Source organism: Streptomyces sp. NPDC015032, assembly GCF_043080425.1.
Classification (GTDB): domain Bacteria; phylum Actinomycetota; class Actinomycetes; order Streptomycetales; family Streptomycetaceae; genus Streptomyces.
Genome location: NZ_JBIBVN010000035.1, coordinates 57,088 through 78,638, shown reverse-complemented (window position 1 = coordinate 78,638; position 21,551 = coordinate 57,088). Strand labels below are relative to the sequence as shown.

Below are 21,551 nucleotides of genomic sequence, written 5' to 3'. Positions count from 1 at the left end.
GCACCTCAACAACCGGAGCAGTGGAACCCGGCGCCACCCCGAGGCGACACTCGGGCCCTCGGCCTGCACAGCCTCAGCCCACGGCACGAAAACGGCCCAACGACCCCCTCGGCGGACCGTCACGAAACTTCGAGGCTAAGGGCTGTCCCGTAATCCCTGGCGGGCGCACGACGACAGCTACTTCCCCAAGCTCTCGGTTGCGCTCGAGCAGGGGAGGCCCCATCCTCGCCGCGTTGCCGGAACGTCCGAATACATCCAGTATGCGGACGTCCCTCCGCCTTGCGATGCGCCGCATCTGACGCCGCGCGCTGATCCACCAGGGATTACGGGACAGCCCTTAGCCAATCAGCACTCGAACGGAATTCCTCCTGTGGAGCGTCGCGAATTCCTCGCCGGCGGCCTGGCAGCAGCCATACCGCTCGCCATTCCCTCATCGGCCGGACCGGCAGACGGCGACTCGTCTCCGGCTGCCTCCCTACGCCTCGTCACTTCCTCGTATCGGCGGCTTGACGCAACGACTGTCTCCAACAACCTCGCCGACACAGTCCATGGACACCTACGTCTCATCCAGAGCGTCGCCCAGACCTCCACCGAGGCAGACCGTGCCCATATGGCCTCGGTTGGCAGCGAGGCCGCCAGCTTCGCTGCCTGGATCGCGTGGGACATGGCGGACTACGGATCAGCACGCCGCTGGTACGGCTCCTCGGTCAAAGCCGCCCACGCCTCCAATGACAAGCTCCTCGCCGCCTACCAGACCGGCAGCCTGGCCAGCTTCGAAGCCGACACTGGAGCCCCACACGAAGCTCTACGGCTGATCAGCGAAGCCCGCCACTACCTCGGCAACGACGTGCCTGTCCTCGCTACCGTCTGGTTGTCATCCATAGAGGCCATCGCCCACGCAAGCAGGGGCGACCGCTCTGCCTGCGAACGTGCTCTGCGGACTTGCGAAAGCCACGCGAACAAGATGCCCGCCGGCCCTGTCATCTGGCCCTGGATCTTCGCGTTCGATGAGCGCAAGATCGCCTGCTGCCGGATCACCTGCGCGGCCCGCCTCGCATCCACACTGCCGATCCGGGTATCGGAGAAGAACATCGCGGTCGCGCTCAGCAACGGCAACGACAAGCAAAGGGCGCTGCTGACCATCGACGCCGCAACCAGCCATCTCAGGTCCGGTGACGCGGATGCCGCGTTCACACTGGCCTCACGGGCCCTTGGGGAGGGCATCCGGCTCCGCTCGGGAAAGATCGTGGAACGGGCACGTCGCCATCGCTCCACCTACACGGATTCGGGACGCACCGCTATGGTGCGCGAGTTCGACGCTCAACTACGCGCGACATATCTGTAGAGAGACAGTGAGATGCGTATCGGTATCACCGGCCACCGCGGCCTGTCATCGGAAGTGGCCGAACAGGTTCGCGCCAGCCTCGCTGCCCGAGTCGAGGCACTGGACACCACCGAACTCGTTGCCGTCAGCTGCATCGCCGACGGGCCTGACGCCTGGTGGGCAGAGGTTGCCCTCGACGCGGGTGCCAAGCTCGAAGTCGTCATTCCGGCCACCGAATACCGCGCCGGACTGCCCAACTGGCACCACGCCGAATACGATCAACTGCTCAGCAGGGCTACCGACGTTCACCGCACCGGGCTCACCGAGTCGACCTCTGAAGCTCATCAGGCCGGGAGTGAAATCCTCGTCCGACTTTCCGATCATCTCCTGGCCGTATGGGACGGCAAACCCGCCCGCGGCTTCGGAGGAACAGCAGACGTCGTCAGTTACGCGCGCGAAGTAGGCGTGCCCGTCACCATCCTCTGGCCAGACGGAGCCTCACGGTAGGTTCCTCTATCCGCCCGTGCCGCGGTCAAGGGAAGATCACGTCAGGCTCGGTCGTGACTTGACAGCCGGCAAAGCACGGGCAGGAAAAGGACGGACGCGACACCGGGTACACGGTCGTCGGCACCAACGGCACCAACGGCACCTTCGAACACCCCGGTTCGCCGGACGCTGGTCAGTCCGGCCTACGGGTCACACCGCTCACACACGAACGTGACACCCAGGGCGCGGGTGTCACGTTTTCGTTCGAGGGTGGGGGTTGCGGGCGGCCCCTACGCCTCCGTCACCGCCGTAGCCCGCCACGGGGCCAGCCGTTGTACGTCCCGGGCGGTTTCCGTGACGCCGCTCAGGAACCCCTGCGCGCGCGGGGACGCCGTGTCGCGGAGCCATTCCGGGGCGATGTCGCAGACCGCGACCCTGACGTCCGTGCCGACCAGGGCCAGGGGGAGGGTGTGGACGACCGTGGAGGGGAAGCTCAGGACCGTGCGGCCGATGGGGCCGCGGCGGGCGATGAGTTCCAGGGGGAGGTCGGGGCGGACGATCTCCAGGCCGGTGGCGGCTTCCAGGGCGTGGAGTTTCTCGGTGGACTCGCGGCGGTGGGCGAAGTAGCGGGTGGCCCCATGGGTGCGGGCCAGGGTCGCGACGGCCTCCAGGTACCGGGCCTGGTCGAGGACGCCGGTCTCGACGAGCGAGGTGCCGACCAGGTCGGCGCCCTTGGTGAGCAGCGGCGGGCCGAAGCGGGCGCGGGTCCAGGCGAAGGTGTTGGAGGTGACGGCGACACCGGGCGGGGCCTCGACCGGCATCGCCGTGAAGACCTCGACCGTGCGGGTCGCGGACGGGGTGAACCGGCTGCGGGCACGGGCCGTGACCGGGGCCAGGGCGAGATCCCGCGGACCCGAGCTGCCCTTGCGGTGCCAGCGCACCAGCCGTTCGCCGCACGCCAGTTGGGCGACGAACTCCATGGTGGCCGTGCCGTCGTCGACCACCGTGAGACGGCGGGCGCGGACCATGGTGAGGAGCAGCTGGACGTAGCGGGAGAACGGGTCGCCGATGACGATGCGGTCCGCCCTGCGCAGAAGTCCGGTCAGTGAGCGCAGGGTCTTCAGGGGTGCGCCCGTGCCGCCGCGCGCCTCCTGCCAGCGGACGTTGACGCCCTCGTCGCGGGCCAGCTCCGCCATCCGGCGCAGCTGGCCGCGCGACATCGGGTCGACCGGGGGGAGGACGACGACCGTGATGTCCGTGAGGACCCGGTCGTCGACTCCCTCTGTGTAGGCCCACTCCAGGACGTTCAGGAGCTGGACCGGGCTCTCGACGAAGGCGAGGTTCACCGGTCGGCCCGTCAGACCGCGACCGGCTCGGCGGCCGGAGCCTCGTCGGCGCTCTCGGCGACGACGCCCGCGACGCGGCGGAGCTTCTTCATCGGGCCGAGCTCGGACTCGTACACCTTCTTGATGCCGTCGCCGAGCGAGGCCTCGATGGTGCGGATGTCGCGGACGAGACGGGTGAGGCCCTGCGGCTCGACGGAGGCGGCCTGGTCGGAGCCCCACATGGCGCGGTCGAGGGTGATGTGGCGCTCGACGAACGCGGCGCCGAGGGCGACGGCGGCGAGGGTCGTCTGGAGGCCGGTCTCGTGGCCGCTGTAGCCGATCGGAACGTTGGGGTACTCCTGCTGGAGGGTGTTGATGACCCGCAGGTTCAGCTCCTCGGCCTTGGCCGGGTAGGTCGAAGTGGCGTGGCAGAGAAGGATGTTGTCCGATCCCAGGACCTCCACCGCGTGGCGGATCTGGCGCGGGGTCGACATGCCGGTGGAGAGGATGACCGTACGGCCGGTCGCCCTCAGGGCGCGCAGGAGTTCGTCGTCGGTGAGGGAGGCCGAGGCCACCTTGTGCGCGGGGACGTCGAACTTCTCCAGGAAGGCGACGGCCTCGGTGTCCCACGGGGAGGCGAACCAGTCGATGCCGCGCTCGGCACAGTGCTCGGAGATGGCCAGGTACTCGGCCTCGCCGAACTCGACGCGGTGCCGGTAGTCGATGTACGTCATCCGGCCCCAGGGGGTGTCGCGCTCGATGTCCCACTGGTCGCGCGGGGTGCAGATCTCCGGGGTGCGCTTCTGGAACTTGACGGCGTCGCAGCCGGCTTCGGCCGCCACGTCGATCAGCGCGAGGGCCTTGTCGAGGTCGCCGTTGTGGTTGATGCCGATCTCGCCGGTGATGTAGACGGGGTGCCCCGGGCCCGCGGTGCGGGTACCGAGGGTGCGCAGACGGGAGGTGCTCATGAGGTGCATTCCTTACTTGGGGGACTGGGGGGGGTGCCCTGGGGGTGCTTGGGGGTGCTTGGGGGTGCTTGGGGGTGCTGGGGGGGCGCTTTGGGGGGGTACTCGGGGGTGCTTGGTGGGTTACTCGGGGGACTGGGTGGGAGCTGTGGTCGTGAGGGTGGGGCCCAGCAGCCAGGCCGCGATCTCGCGGATGGCGCCGAAGCCGCCGGGGGTCGTCGTGACGGCACGCGCCGCGGCCCGTACCGAGTCGTGGGCACTCGCGACCGCGACCGGCCAGCCGGCGAGCGCGAAGCACGGCAGGTCGTTGACGTCGTTGCCCACGTAGAGGACACGTTCCGGAGCGACGGACTGCTCGTCGCACCACTGCTTGAGGGCCAGGTCCTTGCGGTCGATGCCGTGCAGGACCGGGATGCGGAGCTTGTGTGCGCGGGCGGCGACGACCGGGTTCTGTTCCGTGGAGAGGATCAGCAGCGGCATTCCGGCCTTGCGCAGGGCGGCGATGCCCAGGCCGTCGCCGCGGTGGACGGCGACGGTCTCGTGTCCGTCGGCGTCGATGAGGACCCGGTCGTCGGTCTGTGTGCCGTCGAAGTCGAGGACGACCGCGTCGATGTCGTCGAGGGTGGGCAGCGGTGAGGGGTCCAGGAGCGGCGCGAGGGCGCGGGCGCGGGCCAGGTCGTGCGGGTCGTCGATCTCCAGGACCCGGGCGGCGTCGGTGCGCACCAGGGCGGTGTGGCCGAAGAAGCGGTGGCGGTGGGTGCGGAAGCCGGTGGCGTTCATGGCGTACGCGGTGCCGGTCTCCAGCAGGTCCTCGGGGCGGTCCTGCCGCATCTGCCGTACGGACTTGTCGTGGTTGACGCCGTGGTTGTCCTCCCCCGGCGCACCGCCGTCGCGCCAGAGGAAGCCGTGGAAGGGCGCGACCGTGACCGCCGTGTCGGCGCCGTCGCGGGCGACCGCCGCGGCGACGCCGTCGATGTCCTCCCTTACGACGAAGGGGCTGGTGCACTGGACCAGCAGCACCACGTCGGCCTTCCGGTCGTGCATCGCCTCGTACGCGTCCAGGGCGTGCAGCACCGCGTCCTCGCTGCTCGCTCTGTCCCCGGCGATGGCGGCGGGACGCCGGACGATGTGCACCCGCTCCGGGGCACCCAGCGAGTCGCCCGCGGCGCGGGCGGCGTCGGCGATGGCCGTTTCGTCGGTGGTCACGACGACGTCCGTGACCTCGCGGGAGGTCAGGCAGGCGCGTACGGCGCGGGCGACCAGCGGCACGCCGCCGACCTGGGCGAGGTTCTTGGCCGGAACGCCCTTGGATCCGCCGCGGGCGGGGATCACGGCGAGCACGGTCGGGGTCGGGGTCATCTCTGCTCCTGAAGTGGTGTTCACAGCTCGCCCATCCGTCGGATCACCGGGGCGACCCGCTGGACGCCCTGCCGGTACGCGCCCCGCGCCGCCTCCCGGACCGCGTCGCGCACCGCGCCGCGCACCCCGCCGGTCTCGCGCGGCCGGTCGGTGCCCGGCAGCGGACGGCCGTCGGGTGCCAGGTGGTGGCGGGCGAGGATGCCGGGGAGGTAGCCGGGCGCGGTGGCGGGCGTGTAGTACGGGGCGAGGTCGGGCAGGCGGGCGGCTGCGAGCAGGGCGTCGACGCGGGCGCGGGCGTGGTCGTAGGCCGTGGCGTACGTGCCGTCGGCGGCGACACCCTGGCCGGCCAGCCATTCCGGGTCGGGCTCCGGTCGGAAGCCGCCGTCCAGGTGGTCCCAGGAGGTGAGCAGGCCGGAGCCGATGAAGTGGTGGTTGCCGAGGGTCTCGCGGACGCCGAGGTCGGTGAGGATCGCGGTCGGGATGCGCCGGTGCAGGGACTCCAGCGCGGCGGTCGAGGAGACCGTGACCAGCAGGTCGGCCCGGTCCAGGACCTCGCCCATGTGCCCGTACACCAGACGGAAGTTGGGCGGCGGCCCGCCGGGCAGCCTCTCCGCGAGCCGCTGGTACGGGAGTTCCTCGATGTGCGTGGTGTGCTCGCCGGGCTTGGAGCGCAGCTTCAGCAGCACCTCGCGGTCCGGGTGCAGCCTGGCGTGCTCGACGAGCCTGCGCAGCAGGTAGGTGCGGTCGGCGCGGGAGGCCGGTACAGAGGGCTGGGCGGCGAAGACGACCGTGTCGCGGCCCTCCTGCGGGCGGTGCGGTTCGCCGCCGAGGAACGGCAGGGCGGCCTCCGTGACGGCCGAGGCGTCGGCGCCCACTCCCTCGTACACGGCGCGGAAACGCTCCGCGTCGTGGCGGGAGTTGGCGAGGACGATGTCCGCGCCGTGCCGCAGCAGCAGTCCGTCGGCGAGCTTCTCGTAGACGACGCCGACGTAGCCGGTGACGACGACGGGCCGGGCCGGCAGGCGCAGCGCGGCGAGGCCGTGCAGCATCGCCTGAACGGCTCCCCCGACGAGGGCGAGGACGACGACGTCGTAGCCCTGGTCCCGTACCGTGTGCAGGAATTCGACCGCCGTGACCTCGCGCACCCGGTCGGTGTCGATACCGACGTCGCCGACCTCGGCGAGCTGGCGCGGGGTCGGGGTGGCCCGGCCGCGCAGCAGGAGTCCGGTGATCTCGACGTGCTGCGCCGGTGCCCCGGACGCGCCGGTGGTGAGGCGGCGCGCGGTGAGCGCGCCCCATTTCCACCGGGTGTCGGAGTCGGCGAGTACGGCTACCCGGAGGGCGGTCGTCTTATCGGTACGTGGGGGCACGTCCCAGAACTTAGGAAGGCATTTTGATTCGCGGCCCAACGTGACGGCAACAGCTGGTTAACAGCCCGACGACGCTCGGCGAATCGCCCGCACAAAAGCCCCGCACGAGACAAGGGATCGACCGGTTCATCATTTCGACATTCTTCGTTCACCTGCCGTCCTTTCCGGGGCCAAGGCAAATAACGGGCCTCCACCTAGCGTGTGACGCGTGGTTAAGCTCTCCGTCATCGTGCCGTTCTACAACGTGCGGACATATGCCCCCGATACCTTGCGAAGTCTGCGGGCCAATGCTCGAAATGATTTCGAATTCATCTTCGTCGACGACTGTTCGACCGACGGGACTCCGGAGATCCTCCAGCGCGCCGAGCGCGAGATCCCCGGTGCCGTCCTGGTCAGACACGAGAAGAACGGGGGCCTGGCCACCGCACGCAATACGGGGATCGATGCGGCGCGCGGCGAGTACCTCACCTTTCTCGACGGCGACGACTGGGTCGTTCCCGGCCACTACGAGCAGCTGCTGGCCGCCATCACGGAGCTGGGGTGCGACTTCGTCCGTACGGACCATGTGCAGTTCACGGACCGGGCGCGCACCGTCCATCAGGTCCCGCACGGTCTGCGCAACACCGTCATGCGGCCGCGCGACGTGATCCTGCCGTCCGACCGGTCGACGCCCGTGGACTACGCCTACGCCTGGGCCGGTGCGTATCACCGCAGGCTCGTGGAGTCGGGGCTGCTCCGCTTCCGGGACGGGCTGCGCACGGCCGAGGACCGGCCCTGGATCTGGCGCCTGCACCGCCAGGCCGAATCGTTCGCGGTGGTCGGCCTGCCGGGGGTTTTCTACCGGCGCGGGGTGGCGTCGTCGCTCACCCAGATCGGCGACGTGCGCCAGCTCGACTTCATCCGGGCCTTCGACCAGGTGCTCGAAGAGACCGCGCGGGATCCGGAGGCGGACCGGCTGCTGCCGAAGGCGGTGCGGACCTATTGCGCGGTGATGGCGCACCACTTGGAATCCATCGAAAGGTTCGAACCAGCAGTGGCACGGAAATTGCGCTCCATGAGTGCGGCTTCTCTGCGGCGCATGCCCCAGGACATTCTCGCCGATACGCTGAATTCGCTGGGCGACCGCCGTGCGGACCAGTTGCGCCGGGTACGCCGCCGTTCCGTTTCCCGGGAGGTCGCGGCCTGATGTCCGGCATGTACACCGCGCCGGTCGGCCGGTCCACCACCCAGGTCTTCTCCGCGTGCACGCAGTACGCCGCCGCCACACTCGTCGCGGCATTGCGCGCGGGCCAGTTCGGTCCGCGCTCGGAACACCGGCGCATCCTTGTCGTGAGCGATACCTCACCCTCTCCCGAACTGGGCACACCACTCCATCGCAGGCCCGGATTCGAGAAACTGGAGTCCGAATTCGACACGGTGCATTCCTGGAACGAATTCATCCGGCCGTTCCACCCGGCGGGCTGGTCGCCCCGGGAACAGGACGCCTCGCTGTGGGAGCGGGCCGTACGCCGGGCATGGCACCTCGGTGACGAACGGGTCGAGATCGCCTGCGAGTCCATCCAGGCCAACCCCGCCCAGGCCCTCGCGGTGATCTTCGGCGACAGCCCGGTGCACATCTACGCCGACGGGCTGATGAGCTACGGGCCGACCCGCAGCAAGCTCGACCAGCTGGTCGGCACCCGCATCCGCCGGCTGCTCCACCTGGACCTGGTGCCGGGCCTGCGGCCGCTGCTGCTCACCGAGTTCGGCGTCGAGTCGGAGATCGTCCCGACGGATGTCTTCCTGAAGGTGCTGGACGAGCTCGCCGGACCGGCGGACGTCCCCGGCCCCGACGGCGGCCCCGCCCCGGCCCTGCTGCTCGGTCAGTACCTCTCCACGCTGGGCATTCTCACGCCCCAGCAGGAGGAGGACCTGCATGCGCGGATGCTGCGCGGCGCCGTCGCCCTCGGCCACACCCGGGTCGTCTTCAAGCCGCACCCCAGCGCGCCCGCCCAGTGGGCGCGGTCGCTGGAGCAGGAGGCGGAACGGCTCGGCGCCGACCTCACCGTTCTCGACAGCCCGGTCCTCGCCGAGACGCTGTTCGAAACCATGCGTCCCGCCCTGGTCGTCGGCTGCTTCTCCACCGCGCTGCTGACCGCCGCCTCGTTCTACGGGCTCCCGGTCGCCCGTGTCGGCACCGGCCCCCTGCTGGAACGGCTCGCCCCGTACCAGAACAGCAACCGCATCCCGCTGACGATCGTCGACGCGCTCCTGCCCGACCTGGAGGACCCGTCCGCGGTCGCCGAATGGTCGCTGCCTTCCGCCGAAGAAATCCGCGGCGAACCGACCGGCCTGATCAGCGCAGTCGGCTACGCCATGCAACCGCAGATCCAGGCCGCGCTGCGCCCTGAGGCCGAGCGGTATCTCACAGGGCACCGCGACCACCTCTGGCGATACTTCAAACGGCGTCGGCTGACCGCGCTGGGGCTGCCCGGCGCCGTACCCGCGCAGCTCGCGTTCATCCCGCGCAACGCGACGGTGCGCCGGATCGCCCGCAGGGCCCGCACCCTGAAACGGGCGGCGGCGGGCTGACCCGCCCTGCCGTCGGACGAGGTGGTCGGCGGGTCCGGCCGTGCTCCGCCGCCCGCTGACGACGATCCTCCGCCCGTGCTCCGCCGCCCGCTGACGACGATCCTCCGCCCGTGCTTCCCCACCCGCTGGCGGCATTCCTCCGGCCGTCCCCGGCACGGCAGCGGGCCCGGCCGTCCCCGCGGGCGCCCCCGGGGCAGGCCGGTTCCAGTGATTCCACATGTCCCGGCCTGTCCCGGGAGAGGAGCATCCCCGTGGCCGAAGCGCCCACGACAACCCGGTCCGCTGCGGCTGCCGCAACACCCGCTCCGTCCGCACCCCCCGCCCCGGGCAACCCGCGCCCCGGCGCGGGCGCAGGCCGGATGCGGGCGCTGGACGGACTGCGCATCCTGGCCGCCCTGATGGTCTGCCTGTACCACTTCGCGGGGAAGGACGGCCCGGTCGCCCAGTCCTGGGGGCAGTCGCCGGGCCAGATGTTCCCGACCCTCTCCCAGGGGGCTGTCTACGGCTGTCTCGGGGTGCAGTTCTTCTTCGTCATCAGCGGCTTCGTCATCTGCATGAGCAGCTGGGGGCGCTCGCTGGGCGATTTCTTCCGGTCCAGGGTCGCCCGCCTCTACCCGGCGTACTGGGCCGCGATCGTCCTCGTGACGGCGGCCGCGTGCGTCCTGCCGGTCGTCGTGAAGCCGCTGCGCTCGGACGAACTGCTGCTCAACCTGACGATGCTGCAGCAGCCCATGGGCGCGGACCGGGTGCTGGGCGTGTGCTGGACGCTCTGGGTCGAGCTGCGCTTCTACGTCCTGTTCGCGCTCTTCGTCGTCCGGCGTGGTGTCACCTACCGCAGGGTGGTGACCTTCTGCTGTCTGTGGACGTTCGCGGGGGTGCTCTCCCGGGTCGCCCGGACCCCGCTGACGGACGAACTGGTCATGCGCGACCACGCGCCGTTCTTCATCGGCGGCCTGGCCCTGTACCTGATCCACCGGTACGGCAGCGACCTGCTGCTGTGGGGAATTGTCGTGATGAGCTTTCTCCTCGGCCAGCGCTACTCCGTCACCGCGCTCTGGCACCCGGGCATGGACGGCGACTTCCACCGCTCCCCGTACGTGATCCAACTGATCGTCGCCGCCGCCTTCCTCTCGGTCGCAGCGGTGGCCCTGGGGTGGCTGCGCTGGGCGAACTGGCGCTGGCTCACCGTCGCCGGCGCCCTCACCTACCCGTTCTACCTGGTGCACGAACATCTCGGCTGGTTCGCCATCCGGATCCTGCACCGCGGCTGGGGCCTGTCCCCGGTCCCGACACTGCTCGGCGCGGTCGGCTCGCTGCTGATCCTCGCCTGGCTGATCCACCGGTACGTGGAGAAGCCGGTCGGCCCGCGCCTGAAGCGAGCGATGACCGCCCAGAGCGCCCGGTTGCACGCGGCGTTGCGCATGGGGGCGTGAGCGGGGCATGACGGTACCGAAGGACGGCCGTGCCGGCGGGGCGCCTTGAAGGCGTGGAGAACGTTTGGACGCATCCCGCTTCGGCGGTAATTCGGCGGTAATCGGTGGCTGAGCGTTCGGTTGGGGCTGCCGGCCCGGTGTGACGGTCGACGGCCGCAGGCCGTCCTCGAAGCGTTCGTCGTAGTTCGCGAAGCTCTCCGCGCCGGCCGCATACCTGGCCCCGCTCGGCGTCGCCGCGGTCACACGCTGCTGAGCGAGAGCTTCGCCGCGAAACCGAGGAACAGCAGACCGGCCGCCGAAGTGGCCCCCGCCGACAGCCGCCTGCGGCGGCGGAACGCGGCGGACAGTCGGGTGCCGCCGAATATCAGCATCGACAGATAGAGGAAGCTGGCGATCTGCAGCAGGGCGCCCAGCACCAGGAAGGACAGCACCGGATAGGCGTAGCCGGGGTCGACGAACTGCACGAAGAACGAGATCAGGAAAAGGATCGCCTTCGGGTTGAAGAGGCTGACCACCAGCGCCCGCCGGTACGGCCGCTCCATCGCCGCGGCGGCCTCGGGTCCGGCGGCCTCATCGGTCAGCTCGGCCACCCGCCGGTGCCGCTCGCGCCACATGGCCACCGCGGCCCGCAGCATGCCGATCGCCAGCCAGGTCAGATAGCCCGCACCCGCGAACTTGACGATGGCGAACAGCACCGGCGTCGTCCGCAGCAGTGACGAGGCCCCGAGCGCGGACAGCGTCATCAGCACGGTGTCCCCGGTCCACACCCCGGCCGCGGCCACATAGCCGGTCCGCACACCCCGTCGGGCGGCAACGGACAGCACGTACAGCGAATTCGGCCCCGGCAGAAGAACGATCAGCAGCAGGCCGGCGAGGTAGGTCGGAAGGTCGGTGACACCCAGCATGGAACGGAGTGTCGCACGCGGGTACAACACCTCGACACTCCGTTTGGGGAGTTCGGGGAGATTCGGGGCCGGTCCTCGACACCGTCGGGGAGGCGGCCCGCGACACCGTCGGGGAGGCGGTCCGCGAGAGGCCCGCGGCCGGCCCCGGCGTGGGCCGGAAAGCCCGCCCGGGCGAAGTCCGCCGCAGAGCCTCAGAACGCGTCCGACGGCTCGTATGCCCCCCACACGTCGCGCAGGGCGTTGCAGACCTCGCCCACCGTCGCCCGCGCCTTGAGGGCGTCCTTCATCGGGTACAGGACGTTGTCCGTGCTCTCGGCGGCCTTCCGCAGCTGCGCCAGTGCCGCGTCCACCGCGCCCTGGTCGCGTTCGGCACGGAGTTCCGCCAGTCGGGCCGCTTGCCGGGCCTCGATCGCGGGGTCGACGCGGAGCGGCTCGTAGGGCTCCTCCTCGTCGAGCTGGAAGCGGTTGACGCCGACCACGACGCGCTCGGCGCTGTCGGTCTCCAGGGCGATGCGGTACGCGCTGCGCTCGATCTCGGACTTCTGGAAGCCGCGCTCGATCGCGCTGACCGCACCGCCCATGTCCTCGACCTTGCGCATGAGATCCGCGGCCGCAGCTTCGACGGCATCGGTCATCTTCTCGACGACGTAGGAACCGGCGAACGGGTCGACGGTCGCGGTGACGTCCGTCTCGTACGCCAGGACCTGCTGGGTACGGAGCGCGAGGCGGGCGGACTTGTCGGTCGGGAGGGCGATCGCCTCGTCGAAGGAGTTGGTGTGCAGCGACTGCGTGCCGCCGAGGACCGCGGCCAGGCCCTGGACGGCCACCCGGACCAGGTTGACCTCGGGCTGCTGGGCGGTGAGCTGGACGCCCGCGGTCTGCGTGTGGAAGCGCAGCATCATCGACTTGGGGTTCTCCGCGCCGAACTCCTCCTTCATCACCCTCGCCCAGATCCGGCGGGCGGCACGGAACTTGGCGACCTCTTCGAGGATGGTCGTGCGGGCGACGAAGAAGAAGGAGAGGCGGGGGGCGAAGTCGTCGACGTCCATGCCGGCGGCGACGGCGGTACGGACGTACTCGATGCCGTCCGCGAGGGTGAACGCGATCTCCTGCGCGGGCGAGGCACCCGCCTCCGCCATGTGGTAGCCGGAGATCGAGATGGTGTTCCACTTCGGGATCTCGGCCTGGCAGTACTTGAAGATGTCGGCGATCAGCCGGAGCGACGGCTTGGGCGGGAAGATGTACGTGCCGCGCGCGATGTACTCCTTGAGCACATCGTTCTGGATGGTGCCGGTGAGCTTCTGAGCCGGGACGCCCTGCTCCTCGCCCACCAGCTGGTACATCAGGAGGAGGAGCGCGGCCGGGGCGTTGATCGTCATGGACGTGGAGACCTTGTCCAGCGGGATGCCGTCGAACAGGACCCGCATGTCGTCGATCGAGTCGATCGCGACCCCGACCTTGCCGACCTCGCCGGACGCGATCGCCGCGTCGGAGTCGTGGCCCATCTGGGTGGGCAGGTCGAAGGCGACGGAGAGACCCATCGTGCCGTTGGCGATCAACTGCTGGTAGCGGGCGTTGGATTCCGCGGCCGTGCCGAAACCCGCGTACTGGCGCATCGTCCACGGCCGGCCGGTGTACATCGTGGGGTAGACGCCGCGCGTGAAGGGGTAGGCGCCCGGCTCTCCCAGCTTGTCGTCGGGGTCCCACCCGTCGAGTGCGTCCGGCCCGTACACCGGCTCGATGGGCAGTCCCGACTCCGACTCGCGCGTCATGTGCTGTGCCTCCCGCTGAAGCCGCTCAATAGAACTACTTATTGGTAACAAAGAATTCCCGCGACGGACTGTAGCGACGGGTACGGGACCGGTGGAGGGACACGTACTGGGACCTTGCTCACAGCCCTCCGCCGCGGACCACTTCGCCGCTCTCCCCATCATGCGCGGGCTTTGGCAACCGGGCAGAACGGGAATCCGTCCAAGGGGACACCGGAGAAACCCGGAGAAGCAGGGGGCCGAGATGATAGGCAGCACCACCGGAAGCACGGCACGGCGCGCAACACGGGGCCGGCCGGGGAAGACGGCCGCGGCGACGCTCGCCGTTCTCGCCGTGACCGCCATGACCGCCGCGACCGCGGGCTGCAAGGCGCAGCCCGCCGACGGCGCGGCGGAGGCACCGGCGGCACCACCCCGGGCCACGGCGACCGACGACGCCCGGCCCGCCGCCCGGCAGTCGCCCTCGCCGGACGCGTCGTCACCGTCGCCGTCCGCGAAGGCCCCCGCGGCGACGGCGAAGCCCACCCCGGAGCCGGACCCGCAGGGCACGACGCTGATGTCGAGCGGCTCCCAGGGCAAGCAGGTGCGGGAACTGCAGGCCCGGCTAAGGCAGATCGGCCACTTCGACCGCTCCCCCACCGGCTACTACGGCACCCTCACGGCCGCCGCCGTCCGGTCCTTCCAGGGCAAGCGCGGTCTCTCCACCACGGGCAGGACGGACACCGTCACCTGGCAGAGACTGCTCGGCATGACGCACGAGCCGACCGCGGCCGAACTGAACCCGCCGACCACCGTGCCGGTGGCCAAGCCGGACAAGCGCTGCATGACGGGGCGGGTGCTCTGCCTCAGCAAGAACAGCCGGACGCTGTCCTGGATGATCGACGGCCGCGTCGTCTCGTCGATGGACGTCCGCTTCGGCTCCCAGTACACGCCGACCCGCGAGGGCACCTTCTCCGTCTACTGGAAGTCCCGGCACCACGTGTCGACGATCTATCACACGGCCATGCCGTATGCGATGTTCTTCAGCGGCGGCCAGGCGGTGCACTACTCGGCGGACTTCGCGGCCCGTGGCTACAACGGCGCCTCGCACGGCTGCGTCAACGTCCGGGACGAGGGGAAGATCGCCTCGCTCTTCGCCCAGGTGAAGACGGGCGACAAGGTCGTCGTTCACGGATAGGGCCTCTCCGGCCGGAGAGAGCCGAAGGGAAGAGGGGCGCGGACGGGACCGGGGGAACGTGTCCCGCCCGCGCCACATGCGCTGAGCCGTGGGTACGGGGGGAACCCCCGGCTCTGTGCGCAGCCGATGACCAGTCGGCTCATTCCGTACTGCGTCGGGGGCTCGAAAAACGTCACACCCTGACGTCGCACCCGCTAGTGGACGGCGTGAAACGGGCCGGCGCGCAGGCGCTCAGCGGGATGAAGGCGTGGCCGCGCGCGCCGCCCGGTTTGATGCCGGCGGGGTGGCGGGAGACGAGTCCGAGGCCGACGGCGACGGGGTGGTGGTGAACCGGATCGGCGGGAGCGCGCCGGATTTCTCTCCGCCCTCCCCGTTCGCATCGCGGTCGTCGCTCTGCTCGTCGCCGCCGCCGTTGCCGTCGCTGTTGCCGTTGCCGCCGCTGTTGCCGTTGCCGCCGCTGTTGCCGTTGCCGCCGCCGCTGCCCTGGTTTCCCTGGCCGCCCTTCCCCGCTCTGGCGATCACGCGGTCGCAGAACCGGTCCAGATTGCGGGCGCCCTTCGCCAGCTCTTCGAGCTTTTGCCTGCTCTCGTCGTCCAGGCTGCCGTCGCGGTAGGCGCGGCAGGCCTTGAGCGCCTTCGTGTACCAGCCTCCGCCGGTGACACCTTCGGAGCCCCCGGGAGCCTTGCCGTTCCCGGTGCCCTTCGACGACCCGTTCGCGGCGCCACCGGGCTTCCGGTTGTCATCGCCCTTGGGGTTCTGCCCCTTGCCGCTGTCCCGTCGGCCGCCGGGGGCGGAGGGGTCCGCCGAGGGCGAGGAGGGATCGGCGTCCGGGGAGTCGAGCGGCGACGGCAGCGGGGTCTCGTCGGTGATGGCCCCCGAGCCGAGGTCCTCGGGCGTCGCCGCGGCCGAGACGGAGGTGGCCGGTGCGGGGTCGTGCCCGCCGAACGGTCCGGGGAGCATTCCGGCGCCCGCGGCCACCGCCACCCCGCCGAGCGCACAGCCCGCGAAGGAGGCGACCAGGCCGAAGCGAACGGGCCGGCTCCAGCGCAGCGGGCGGGTACGGCGGGGCCCCGCGGCCGAGACGGAGGTGGCCGGTGCGGTGTTGCCGGAGGCCGGCCGGATGTGTACCGGTTCCAGTACGTCGTTCCGTGCCGGCTCGACCGTCTCCTCGACGTCCCCCTTCACCTGCGGGTTCGCCGCCCGTGATGACGCGCGTGCGGAGTGCGTGGCGGTGCGGAAGGCGGCCAGCGCCGCGGCCTCGCCCGGCAGTTCGCCGGTGGCCGGGCGGGCGGCGCGCGCCGCGGCGTCCAGCGCCGCCGCGAGCATCTCCGCTTCCGTACACGCGTGGCCGCCGACGGGATCGACCGGCTCGCCGCGGAGCAATCTCTCCGCCGCGTCCTTGTCAAGCCATTCGTAGTGCTCGTCGGCCATCACATGTCCTTCTGCGTCGACAGACGCGAATGCGTCACACCGGCCGGCGCCGCCGGACCGTTGCGGGAGGGGCGCTGGGTGGGCACGGCGTCGAGTTCCGCCGCCCCGCCCGCCGCGCTCCCGCGCGAGGCGGACGAGTCCGCCGGATCGCCCGCGGGTGGCCCGTCCGCACAGACGCCCGGGTCGCCTTCGACACCGCCGTCCCGACCCTCGGCACCGCTGCCACTGTCGCCGTGGCGCCCGCCCGGACCGCCCGGGCCGTCCTCACCACCCGCGCTGTCCATACGCAACAGCTCGGCCAGCCGCTTCAGCCCCCGGTGCGCCGCGGTGCGTACCGCCCCCGGCCGTTTGCCCAGCGTCTGCGCCGCGCTCTTCGCGTCCAGCCCGACGACCACGCGCAGCACCACGGCCTCGGCCTGATCCTGCGGCAGCTGGGCGATGAGCGACATCGTGCGGCCGGTGGCCAGGGCCTCCATCGCCTCGTCGGCGGTGTCGGACTCGGCCGCCCGGTCCGACAGCTCCGACTCGTCGCCGCCGACCGCGGGGCGCCTGCCACGCATCCGCAGATGGTCCAGGGCCCGATTGCGCGCTATCCGCGCCGCCCAGCCACGGAAGCGGTCGGCATCGCCACTGAACCGGCCGAGGTCACGCGCTATCTGCAGCCACGACTCGGACGCCACGTCCTCGGCGTCCGGCTCCCCCACCAGCGTCCGTATGTAGCCCAGCAGCCGCGGCTGCACAGCGCGGTACACAGTACGGAAGGCGTCTTCGTCCCCGTCCTGCGCCGCGAGTACCGCGGCAGTGAGCTCCGCGTCGTCCCCCAGCACTCCCTCAACCTGTCCTGCTGTCGTGAATCGCAGCTGGTCATCACTGCCGTGCCACCCTGCGCGACTCAGCACGCTACGTCCTTCGCGGGGGCCGCGTCCATGGCTTGTACAACCCGCAACATTCTTCCGACACGGTGCGGTGTGACAGAAAACGCAGCGACGGCGCTGAGAAGAGTACGGGGTCGTCCTACGGCCCCGCGGACGGCGACCGGGGCCTCTCCTGTGGGGGGTGGCGGCCCCGGTCGTCCTCGTCCTCCCCGCTCTGACCAGACATTGCCCGGTGTTCGGAACCCCTCCGTGACCAATGCGCGACCAATGCGCGACCAATACGGCCGAGCACTCGCCCGATCCGCCCCAGGCCGATGCGCTGCGCCGTTCCCAACGCGAGCTTCCACACGCCGTCACTCGCCGTTTTCCGCGCCGGGCATGGTGCAGCCCGGCGAGCGTTGTCTCACGTTCGCGGAACTTCCGCCGGGTTCCCGCCCGCCTCCAGGTCGTTCGTGACCTTGCTGTGACGCCCGTCGTGGATACGGCGCCGGATGCCAAAGGGACCCGTTGACCCGAACACGGGCGGCGCCCTGTTCGCTCGCCTCACCGACATCTGGCGCGGCTGGACGACGGCACCACTCACCCTCCCCGAAAGGAGGATGCTATTCGTGCGCTTCGCCCTCGACGGGGAGGACTGGCGGATCGCCGCACGCAAGACGCTGACCGGCCGGGCCGTGCGCTACCGCCTGGAGCACGGCGTCGGCAAGCTCGCTGCGCACCTCAATGGCACTGACTAGATCCACAGTTACGACGAATTGGAGATCGCAATGTGAGCTGACCGAGCAGCGAGTCGGTGGGGTGGCGGCATGGGGATGCTGCCCGCCCCTTTCCGACGACGGAACGGCCTGAAGCCCATGCGCACGTGACGAGGGCGGCCCGTAGCGTGTGCTCCATGACGACTTCCGTTCTGGTGATGGGTGGCTCCCACTTCCTCGGTCGGGCCGTCGCGGTCGAGGCCCTGCGGCGCGGCTGGTCCGTGACTGTGTTCAACCGTGGCAAGACCGGCAGGAACCCAGAGGGGGTCCACGCAATTCAGGGTGACCGAACGAATCAGGCGGACCTTTCCCACCTGTCCGGCCTTGGTCCTTGGGATGCGATCTTCGACACATCTGGGATGTCGGCGGACGTGGTGGACCGCGCGACGCAGACGCTCGCCCTGGCGACGAGCCGATACGTCTATGTGTCTACGGTCTCGGTGTACGCGGGCTGGCCGCTACTGCCTCTCAACGAGGATCTTCCGACCCTGTCCGAGGCCGGGCCGATGCCGGACGTTCCGAGCGACGTGAACGTGGCCTATGGCCTGGACAAGGCCGATGCCGAGAACGCAGCCCTGACGAATCTCGGGGACTTCCTCACGATCCTGCGGCCAGGTGTGATCTTGGGGCCCGAGGAGTACGTCGGCCGACTCCCCTGGTGGCTGAAGCGTGTAGAGCACGGTGGGCGCGTCTTGGCTCCCGGCGATCCGGACCAGCCCATTGCCCCGGTGGATGCGCGCGATGTAGCGACGTTCGCGTGCGACCGCGCGCTGGCCGCCCGGGAAGCCGAGGTGTTCAATCTGACCGCCCCGAAGAATCACGCGACGATGGAGAGCTTCCTCCAGGCATGCATCGAGGTCACTGGCTCCGGCGCCGCCTTGGAGTGGGTGGAGGGCGGCTTCTTGCTCGACCACGGGGCGAAGCAGTGGACCGAACTGCCGCTGTGGAGGACATACCCGGGGACGTGGGCGGTGTCAGGTGTGCGCGCCCAGGAGGCGGGTTTTGATTGTCGGCCCCTCTCAGAAACCGTCATCGACACCTGGTCGTGGCTGACCTCCGGGGAGACCGCCGTCGACAACGAGCGGGCGGCCCATCACGGCCTGGCCGCAGAGAAGGAGGCCGCCCTGCTCGCTGCTTGGGACGCTCGCTAGCTGCCGATTTCGTAGCGAGGGGCTCCGGGCAGGGTGGACCTGGCGAAGTCCCGCCCGAACCCTTCGAGCTGATGCCCCAGCGCGGTTGCCTCACGCTGCCTACGCAGCGCCGGGACGATGAGCTGTGCACGCACGCCCTTGAGCCGGGACAGAAGGCCATCCACTCGCTTCTCGGGTGGCAACTCGAACACCGGGCCCAGAGTCGCCACCGCGGACTCCAGGTCGCCGCTCAGGAGCTGGGCGAGCGCGAGGTCTGCGGTGGCCTCCATCTCGACTTTGCCCGAATGCTGCTCGCCGGGCCTGGACCGCAGCAGATCGAGCGCACGCGAGGACGCCTCGACGGCTTCGGCGCCGCTGCCTACCAGAAGCCAGGAGCTTCCGGCCGACATGGCGGCGCGCTCCAGGGAGAATCCGAACTCGCCGCCGATCCCGTCGTGGTGGTCGTCCTGGACATCCCTGTCAACCTGTGCTGCGGCTTCCAGTTCGTAGCGGACGTGCTCGGGCTCGCCAAGGTGCCCGTGCGCGCGAGCGGCGATGCTGTGGAGCCTGAGCTTCGCCGTGCCGGAGGTGGCGAGCGCCTGAGCGGCTCTGACATGCTCCAGGGCCTCAGCCGGCCGACCGTCCCAGTAGGCCAACAGGGCGAGGTTCCCTCCGCACCACGCGAGCAGCGGAGCATAGTCGATAGGCCTGACGTAGGCGAGCGCGGCCCTGGTCAGGGTCTCTGCGGCGTCCTGAGATCCGAGGTCGAAGGCGGCGGAAGCCAGAAGCGCGCACGACTGTCCGGCCAGGAGGAACAGGTCGGAGGTCTGGCTTGGGCGGTGGGTGAGCGGCATCCGGCGTTCGATGGTGTCGCGGACGTTCCTGGCCTTGACGAAGACCTCGGCAGCAGGCTTCCGGTGGTAGTTGCGTGCCAGGCTTCGGAGCTGGCTGCGAAGCAGTTCGATGGTCTCAGGGGTGAGGAACATGGAAGCGGCGTCACCGGCATGCGCGGCAGCGTCGTTTGCAGTCATGAGCAGGTCTTCTTCCGTTATGTGCGGGTGCTGCACTACCGAGAGAGAGGGCTCGGCCATTGCCTGCCCCGCGCCCGCTGGAGCCATGAGCCGGTCCACCGGTCGCCCGAAGATCTCTTCCAGAATCAGGCAGGCGTAAGGCTGCGGAGTAACGCCGCCTCCGAGCCAACGGGTCCACTGCCGTGCACCAACCGTCTCGCGGCTGAGCCTGGGGTCCCCGTTCAACTCTCCTAATCGACGCGCTGTCTGCTCGTATCTCGGGAGGAACAGGGCGTGCGACTCGATGCGCTCTCTTCGTGCGAGTGCGCGCAAGATTGTCTCTTCCTGGTCTTCGGTCATACCGGCTCTCCCGGGTCGTGACGAGCTTCCCTTTGGAATATCACCAACTGCACCCCGGATATGGGCTGTTCCAGGGCCTGACGGCAAGAAGTCAGCTCGAAGTCCTCCCAGCGACTTCAGCGTCAATGACGCACCCTCAGGTGTCGGCCGCAAGTCGTGGAGAAGTTATTCCGCTGCCCCGATGCTTTACGTCACACCACAACGGAACGTGGCGATGGAGGTGCAGACGGTGGTCAAGTTTCGCCGCTTGAGTCAGGAACGGCCTTCGCAGAGTCCGCCGGCGCCTCCTCCTTTCTGGCAGGTCCGCTGCCGACCGCGCCACCCGTACGAGGACTGCTCCGCGGGAAGGCGGCGGGCCGAATGAGCATGACGATCAGGGTCTCCCGGGACGGCGGCAAGACCTTTGACATCCAGGAGACATACCGGATGGACAAGACGAAGCCGCCTCCCCTTCTGATGACTTCCGTGTGGCCGCCGTGCCAGTGCCCCGGCTGCAAGGAGAAGCGCTCGAAGTGATGTGGCACCGAGAGAATGGGAGTGGACCACCGTGGCGGTGAGAGACAGCGACATCGTCAAGACGCTCAGCAGCTATATGCACGAACGCCCCGGTGAACGCATGGCGCTCATGCCGCTGTACGACGCCCTGCGGGATCACGTCAGCAACCGCTCGTGCACTCATGGCGGCAGGTGCCCGATGATCACGGCAGGAGCGATCGTCGTCGATGAGCAGGATCGGGTTCTGGCTCTGCGGAACGAGACCCGCTGGGCGCTGGCGGAGGGCCTGCCGGAGGACGGCGACAACTCTCTCGACGAAGTGGCACTCCGCGTGCTGCGCGAGGAGGCCGGGCTCTACGGCGTGTGGACCATGCCGGGCCTCGAAGGGCCCATCCTGATCGACGCCCGGCCGGCGGCCCCTGAATACGGCCCTCGCTTGCGCGTCGGGTTCCGCTTCCTCGTCCGCGCCCACTCGGAGGTTCTCCGGCCGACGGTGATCGCCCCCAGGCTTGCGGGCTGGGTTGCGTTCACCGAGGTCGGCATCCCCGGGGTCGCTGAGCGTGTCGGGCAGTACCTCGGAGTGCTGACGTGAAGCACCACTCCGAACAGGTCGCCTACGTAGTGGCCCTGGCCGCACTCGTGGCAGCGCTCTACTTCGGAATTTTCGGCAGCGGATAGGGACCAAGGGCTACGGCAGACCTCGGGAGGCGGCAAGGCCGCCGTCCCTGATGCCCTGCCCAGTGCCTGAAAGCTGCCGGGCAGATTCGCCGCCCTGCGCCCCAGCGAGCGCACCCAGACTCCACCCTCCGCA

At 70.0% G+C, this 21,551-nt stretch carries 19 protein-coding genes; 10 read left to right on the top strand and 9 right to left on the bottom strand.

The genetic code is table 11. The annotated features are described in order from the left end of the window. Nucleotides 1-370: 370 nt before the first annotated feature. Together ACF08M_RS33045 and ACF08M_RS33040 are read left to right on the top strand one after the other, a co-directional pair. Nucleotides 371-1,345: a hypothetical protein gene (locus ACF08M_RS33045; protein WP_392188936.1), complete on the top strand. Its 975-nt coding sequence runs from the start codon at nucleotides 371-373 to the stop codon at nucleotides 1,343-1,345. A gap of 12 nt (nucleotides 1,346-1,357) precedes the next feature. Next, nucleotides 1,358-1,831, top strand: a complete 474-nt coding sequence (locus tag ACF08M_RS33040; protein ID WP_392188935.1) for a hypothetical protein — start codon at nucleotides 1,358-1,360, stop codon at nucleotides 1,829-1,831. Between the two features lie 269 nt (nucleotides 1,832-2,100). Here ACF08M_RS33040 and ACF08M_RS33035 read toward each other — a convergent pair whose 3' ends face one another. The 4 genes from ACF08M_RS33035 to ACF08M_RS33020 form a co-directional block, all read right to left on the bottom strand. Further along, nucleotides 2,101-3,156, bottom strand: coding sequence for a hypothetical protein (locus ACF08M_RS33035; RefSeq protein WP_392188934.1), 1,056 nt, complete (start codon nucleotides 3,154-3,156; stop codon nucleotides 2,101-2,103). An 11-nt stretch (nucleotides 3,157-3,167) separates the two neighbouring features. Continuing rightward, complete coding sequence (locus ACF08M_RS33030; protein WP_392188933.1) at nucleotides 3,168-4,103, bottom strand: N-acetylneuraminate synthase family protein; 936 nt, start codon at nucleotides 4,101-4,103, stop codon at nucleotides 3,168-3,170. Nucleotides 4,104-4,223: 120 nt separating this feature from the next. Then, on the bottom strand, nucleotides 4,224-5,459 hold the full coding sequence (locus ACF08M_RS33025; RefSeq protein WP_392188932.1) for a cytidylyltransferase domain-containing protein: 1,236 nt from the start codon (nucleotides 5,457-5,459) through the stop codon (nucleotides 4,224-4,226). 20 nt (nucleotides 5,460-5,479) lie between these two features. Next, complete coding sequence (locus ACF08M_RS33020) at nucleotides 5,480-6,829, bottom strand: DUF6716 putative glycosyltransferase (RefSeq protein ID WP_392188931.1); 1,350 nt, start codon at nucleotides 6,827-6,829, stop codon at nucleotides 5,480-5,482. Between the two features lie 208 nt (nucleotides 6,830-7,037). Here ACF08M_RS33020 and ACF08M_RS33015 point away from each other — a divergent pair, with 208 nt between their 5' ends. From ACF08M_RS33015 to ACF08M_RS33005, 3 genes are all read left to right on the top strand, one after another. After that, nucleotides 7,038-8,015, top strand: a complete 978-nt coding sequence (locus tag ACF08M_RS33015; protein WP_392188930.1) for a glycosyltransferase family 2 protein — start codon at nucleotides 7,038-7,040, stop codon at nucleotides 8,013-8,015. Then, nucleotides 8,015-9,400, top strand: a complete 1,386-nt coding sequence (locus ACF08M_RS33010; RefSeq protein WP_392188929.1) for a polysialyltransferase family glycosyltransferase — start codon at nucleotides 8,015-8,017, stop codon at nucleotides 9,398-9,400. Before ACF08M_RS33015 ends, ACF08M_RS33010 begins: the two co-directional genes overlap by 1 nt. A gap of 359 nt (nucleotides 9,401-9,759) precedes the next feature. Then, a complete protein-coding gene (locus ACF08M_RS33005; protein WP_392188944.1) occupies nucleotides 9,760-10,833 on the top strand; it encodes an acyltransferase family protein in 1,074 nt (357 codons plus the stop codon). Nucleotides 10,834-11,072: 239 nt separating this feature from the next. Here the strand turns inward: ACF08M_RS33005 and leuE are convergent, their stop codons facing one another. Together leuE and ACF08M_RS32995 are read right to left on the bottom strand one after the other, a co-directional pair. Continuing rightward, the gene (gene leuE, locus ACF08M_RS33000) at nucleotides 11,073-11,738 is read right to left on the bottom strand and encodes a leucine efflux protein LeuE (protein ID WP_392188928.1); all 666 of its coding nucleotides are present in this window, start codon (nucleotides 11,736-11,738) and stop codon (nucleotides 11,073-11,075) included. Nucleotides 11,739-11,929: 191 nt separating this feature from the next. Next, nucleotides 11,930-13,510: a methylmalonyl-CoA mutase gene (locus ACF08M_RS32995; RefSeq protein WP_392188927.1), complete on the bottom strand. Its 1,581-nt coding sequence runs from the start codon at nucleotides 13,508-13,510 to the stop codon at nucleotides 11,930-11,932. 241 nt (nucleotides 13,511-13,751) lie between these two features. Here ACF08M_RS32995 and ACF08M_RS32990 point away from each other — a divergent pair, with 241 nt between their 5' ends. After that, the gene (locus ACF08M_RS32990) at nucleotides 13,752-14,684 is read left to right on the top strand and encodes a L,D-transpeptidase family protein (protein WP_392188926.1); all 933 of its coding nucleotides are present in this window, start codon (nucleotides 13,752-13,754) and stop codon (nucleotides 14,682-14,684) included. Between the two features lie 231 nt (nucleotides 14,685-14,915). On the opposite strand, the gene ACF08M_RS32985 is transcribed toward ACF08M_RS32990, so the two are convergent. Together ACF08M_RS32985 and ACF08M_RS32980 are read right to left on the bottom strand one after the other, a co-directional pair. Then, nucleotides 14,916-16,115 (bottom strand): hypothetical protein, encoded by a 1,200-nt coding sequence (locus tag ACF08M_RS32985; RefSeq protein ID WP_392188925.1) that lies wholly within the window; start codon nucleotides 16,113-16,115, stop codon nucleotides 14,916-14,918. Next, nucleotides 16,115-16,942, bottom strand: coding sequence for an RNA polymerase sigma factor (locus tag ACF08M_RS32980; RefSeq protein ID WP_392188943.1), 828 nt, complete (start codon nucleotides 16,940-16,942; stop codon nucleotides 16,115-16,117). The genes ACF08M_RS32985 and ACF08M_RS32980 overlap by 1 nt, the downstream gene beginning before the upstream one ends. A 647-nt stretch (nucleotides 16,943-17,589) precedes the next feature. Between ACF08M_RS32980 and ACF08M_RS32975 the strand changes: the two genes are divergently transcribed. Continuing rightward, complete coding sequence (locus ACF08M_RS32975; RefSeq protein WP_392188924.1) at nucleotides 17,590-17,727, top strand: hypothetical protein; 138 nt, start codon at nucleotides 17,590-17,592, stop codon at nucleotides 17,725-17,727. 155 nt (nucleotides 17,728-17,882) lie between these two features. Next, nucleotides 17,883-18,896 (top strand): NAD-dependent epimerase/dehydratase family protein, encoded by a 1,014-nt coding sequence (locus ACF08M_RS32970; RefSeq protein ID WP_392188923.1) that lies wholly within the window; start codon nucleotides 17,883-17,885, stop codon nucleotides 18,894-18,896. On the opposite strand, the gene ACF08M_RS32965 is transcribed toward ACF08M_RS32970, so the two are convergent. Then, a complete protein-coding gene (locus tag ACF08M_RS32965) occupies nucleotides 18,893-19,906 on the bottom strand; it encodes a DNA-binding protein (RefSeq protein WP_392188922.1) in 1,014 nt (337 codons plus the stop codon). The two genes, ACF08M_RS32970 and ACF08M_RS32965, sit on opposite strands and share 4 nt — an antisense overlap. Nucleotides 19,907-20,605: 699 nt before the next feature. Here ACF08M_RS32965 and ACF08M_RS32960 point away from each other — a divergent pair. Together ACF08M_RS32960 and ACF08M_RS32955 are read left to right on the top strand one after the other, a co-directional pair. Then, the gene (locus tag ACF08M_RS32960) at nucleotides 20,606-20,761 is read left to right on the top strand and encodes a hypothetical protein (protein ID WP_392188921.1); all 156 of its coding nucleotides are present in this window, start codon (nucleotides 20,606-20,608) and stop codon (nucleotides 20,759-20,761) included. A gap of 37 nt (nucleotides 20,762-20,798) precedes the next feature. Continuing rightward, nucleotides 20,799-21,332: an NUDIX domain-containing protein gene (locus ACF08M_RS32955; protein ID WP_392188920.1), complete on the top strand. Its 534-nt coding sequence runs from the start codon at nucleotides 20,799-20,801 to the stop codon at nucleotides 21,330-21,332. Nucleotides 21,333-21,551 lie beyond the last annotated feature (219 nt).

Bases quoted from the DNA above. Each gene is read 5' to 3' on its own strand.
- ACF08M_RS33030 (WP_392188933.1), bottom strand. From the start codon at position 4,103: ATGAGCACCTCCCGTCTGCGCACCCTCGGTACCCGCACCGCGGGCCCG.
- ACF08M_RS32960 (WP_392188921.1), top strand. From the start codon at position 20,606: ATGAGCATGACGATCAGGGTCTCCCGGGACGGCGGCAAGACCTTTGAC.
- ACF08M_RS33025 (WP_392188932.1), bottom strand. From the start codon at position 5,459: ATGACCCCGACCCCGACCGTGCTCGCCGTGATCCCCGCCCGCGGCGGA.
- ACF08M_RS32995 (WP_392188927.1), bottom strand. From the start codon at position 13,510: ATGACGCGCGAGTCGGAGTCGGGACTGCCCATCGAGCCGGTGTACGGG.
- ACF08M_RS33010 (WP_392188929.1), top strand. From the start codon at position 8,015: ATGTCCGGCATGTACACCGCGCCGGTCGGCCGGTCCACCACCCAGGTC.
- ACF08M_RS32965 (WP_392188922.1), bottom strand. From the start codon at position 19,906: ATGACTGCAAACGACGCTGCCGCGCATGCCGGTGACGCCGCTTCCATG.
- ACF08M_RS32970 (WP_392188923.1), top strand. From the start codon at position 17,883: ATGACGACTTCCGTTCTGGTGATGGGTGGCTCCCACTTCCTCGGTCGG.
- ACF08M_RS33040 (WP_392188935.1), top strand. From the start codon at position 1,358: ATGCGTATCGGTATCACCGGCCACCGCGGCCTGTCATCGGAAGTGGCC.
- ACF08M_RS32975 (WP_392188924.1), top strand. From the start codon at position 17,590: ATGCTATTCGTGCGCTTCGCCCTCGACGGGGAGGACTGGCGGATCGCC.
- leuE (WP_392188928.1), bottom strand. From the start codon at position 11,738: ATGCTGGGTGTCACCGACCTTCCGACCTACCTCGCCGGCCTGCTGCTG.
- ACF08M_RS33005 (WP_392188944.1), top strand. From the start codon at position 9,760: ATGCGGGCGCTGGACGGACTGCGCATCCTGGCCGCCCTGATGGTCTGC.
- ACF08M_RS32990 (WP_392188926.1), top strand. From the start codon at position 13,752: ATGATAGGCAGCACCACCGGAAGCACGGCACGGCGCGCAACACGGGGC.
- ACF08M_RS32985 (WP_392188925.1), bottom strand. From the start codon at position 16,115: ATGGCCGACGAGCACTACGAATGGCTTGACAAGGACGCGGCGGAGAGA.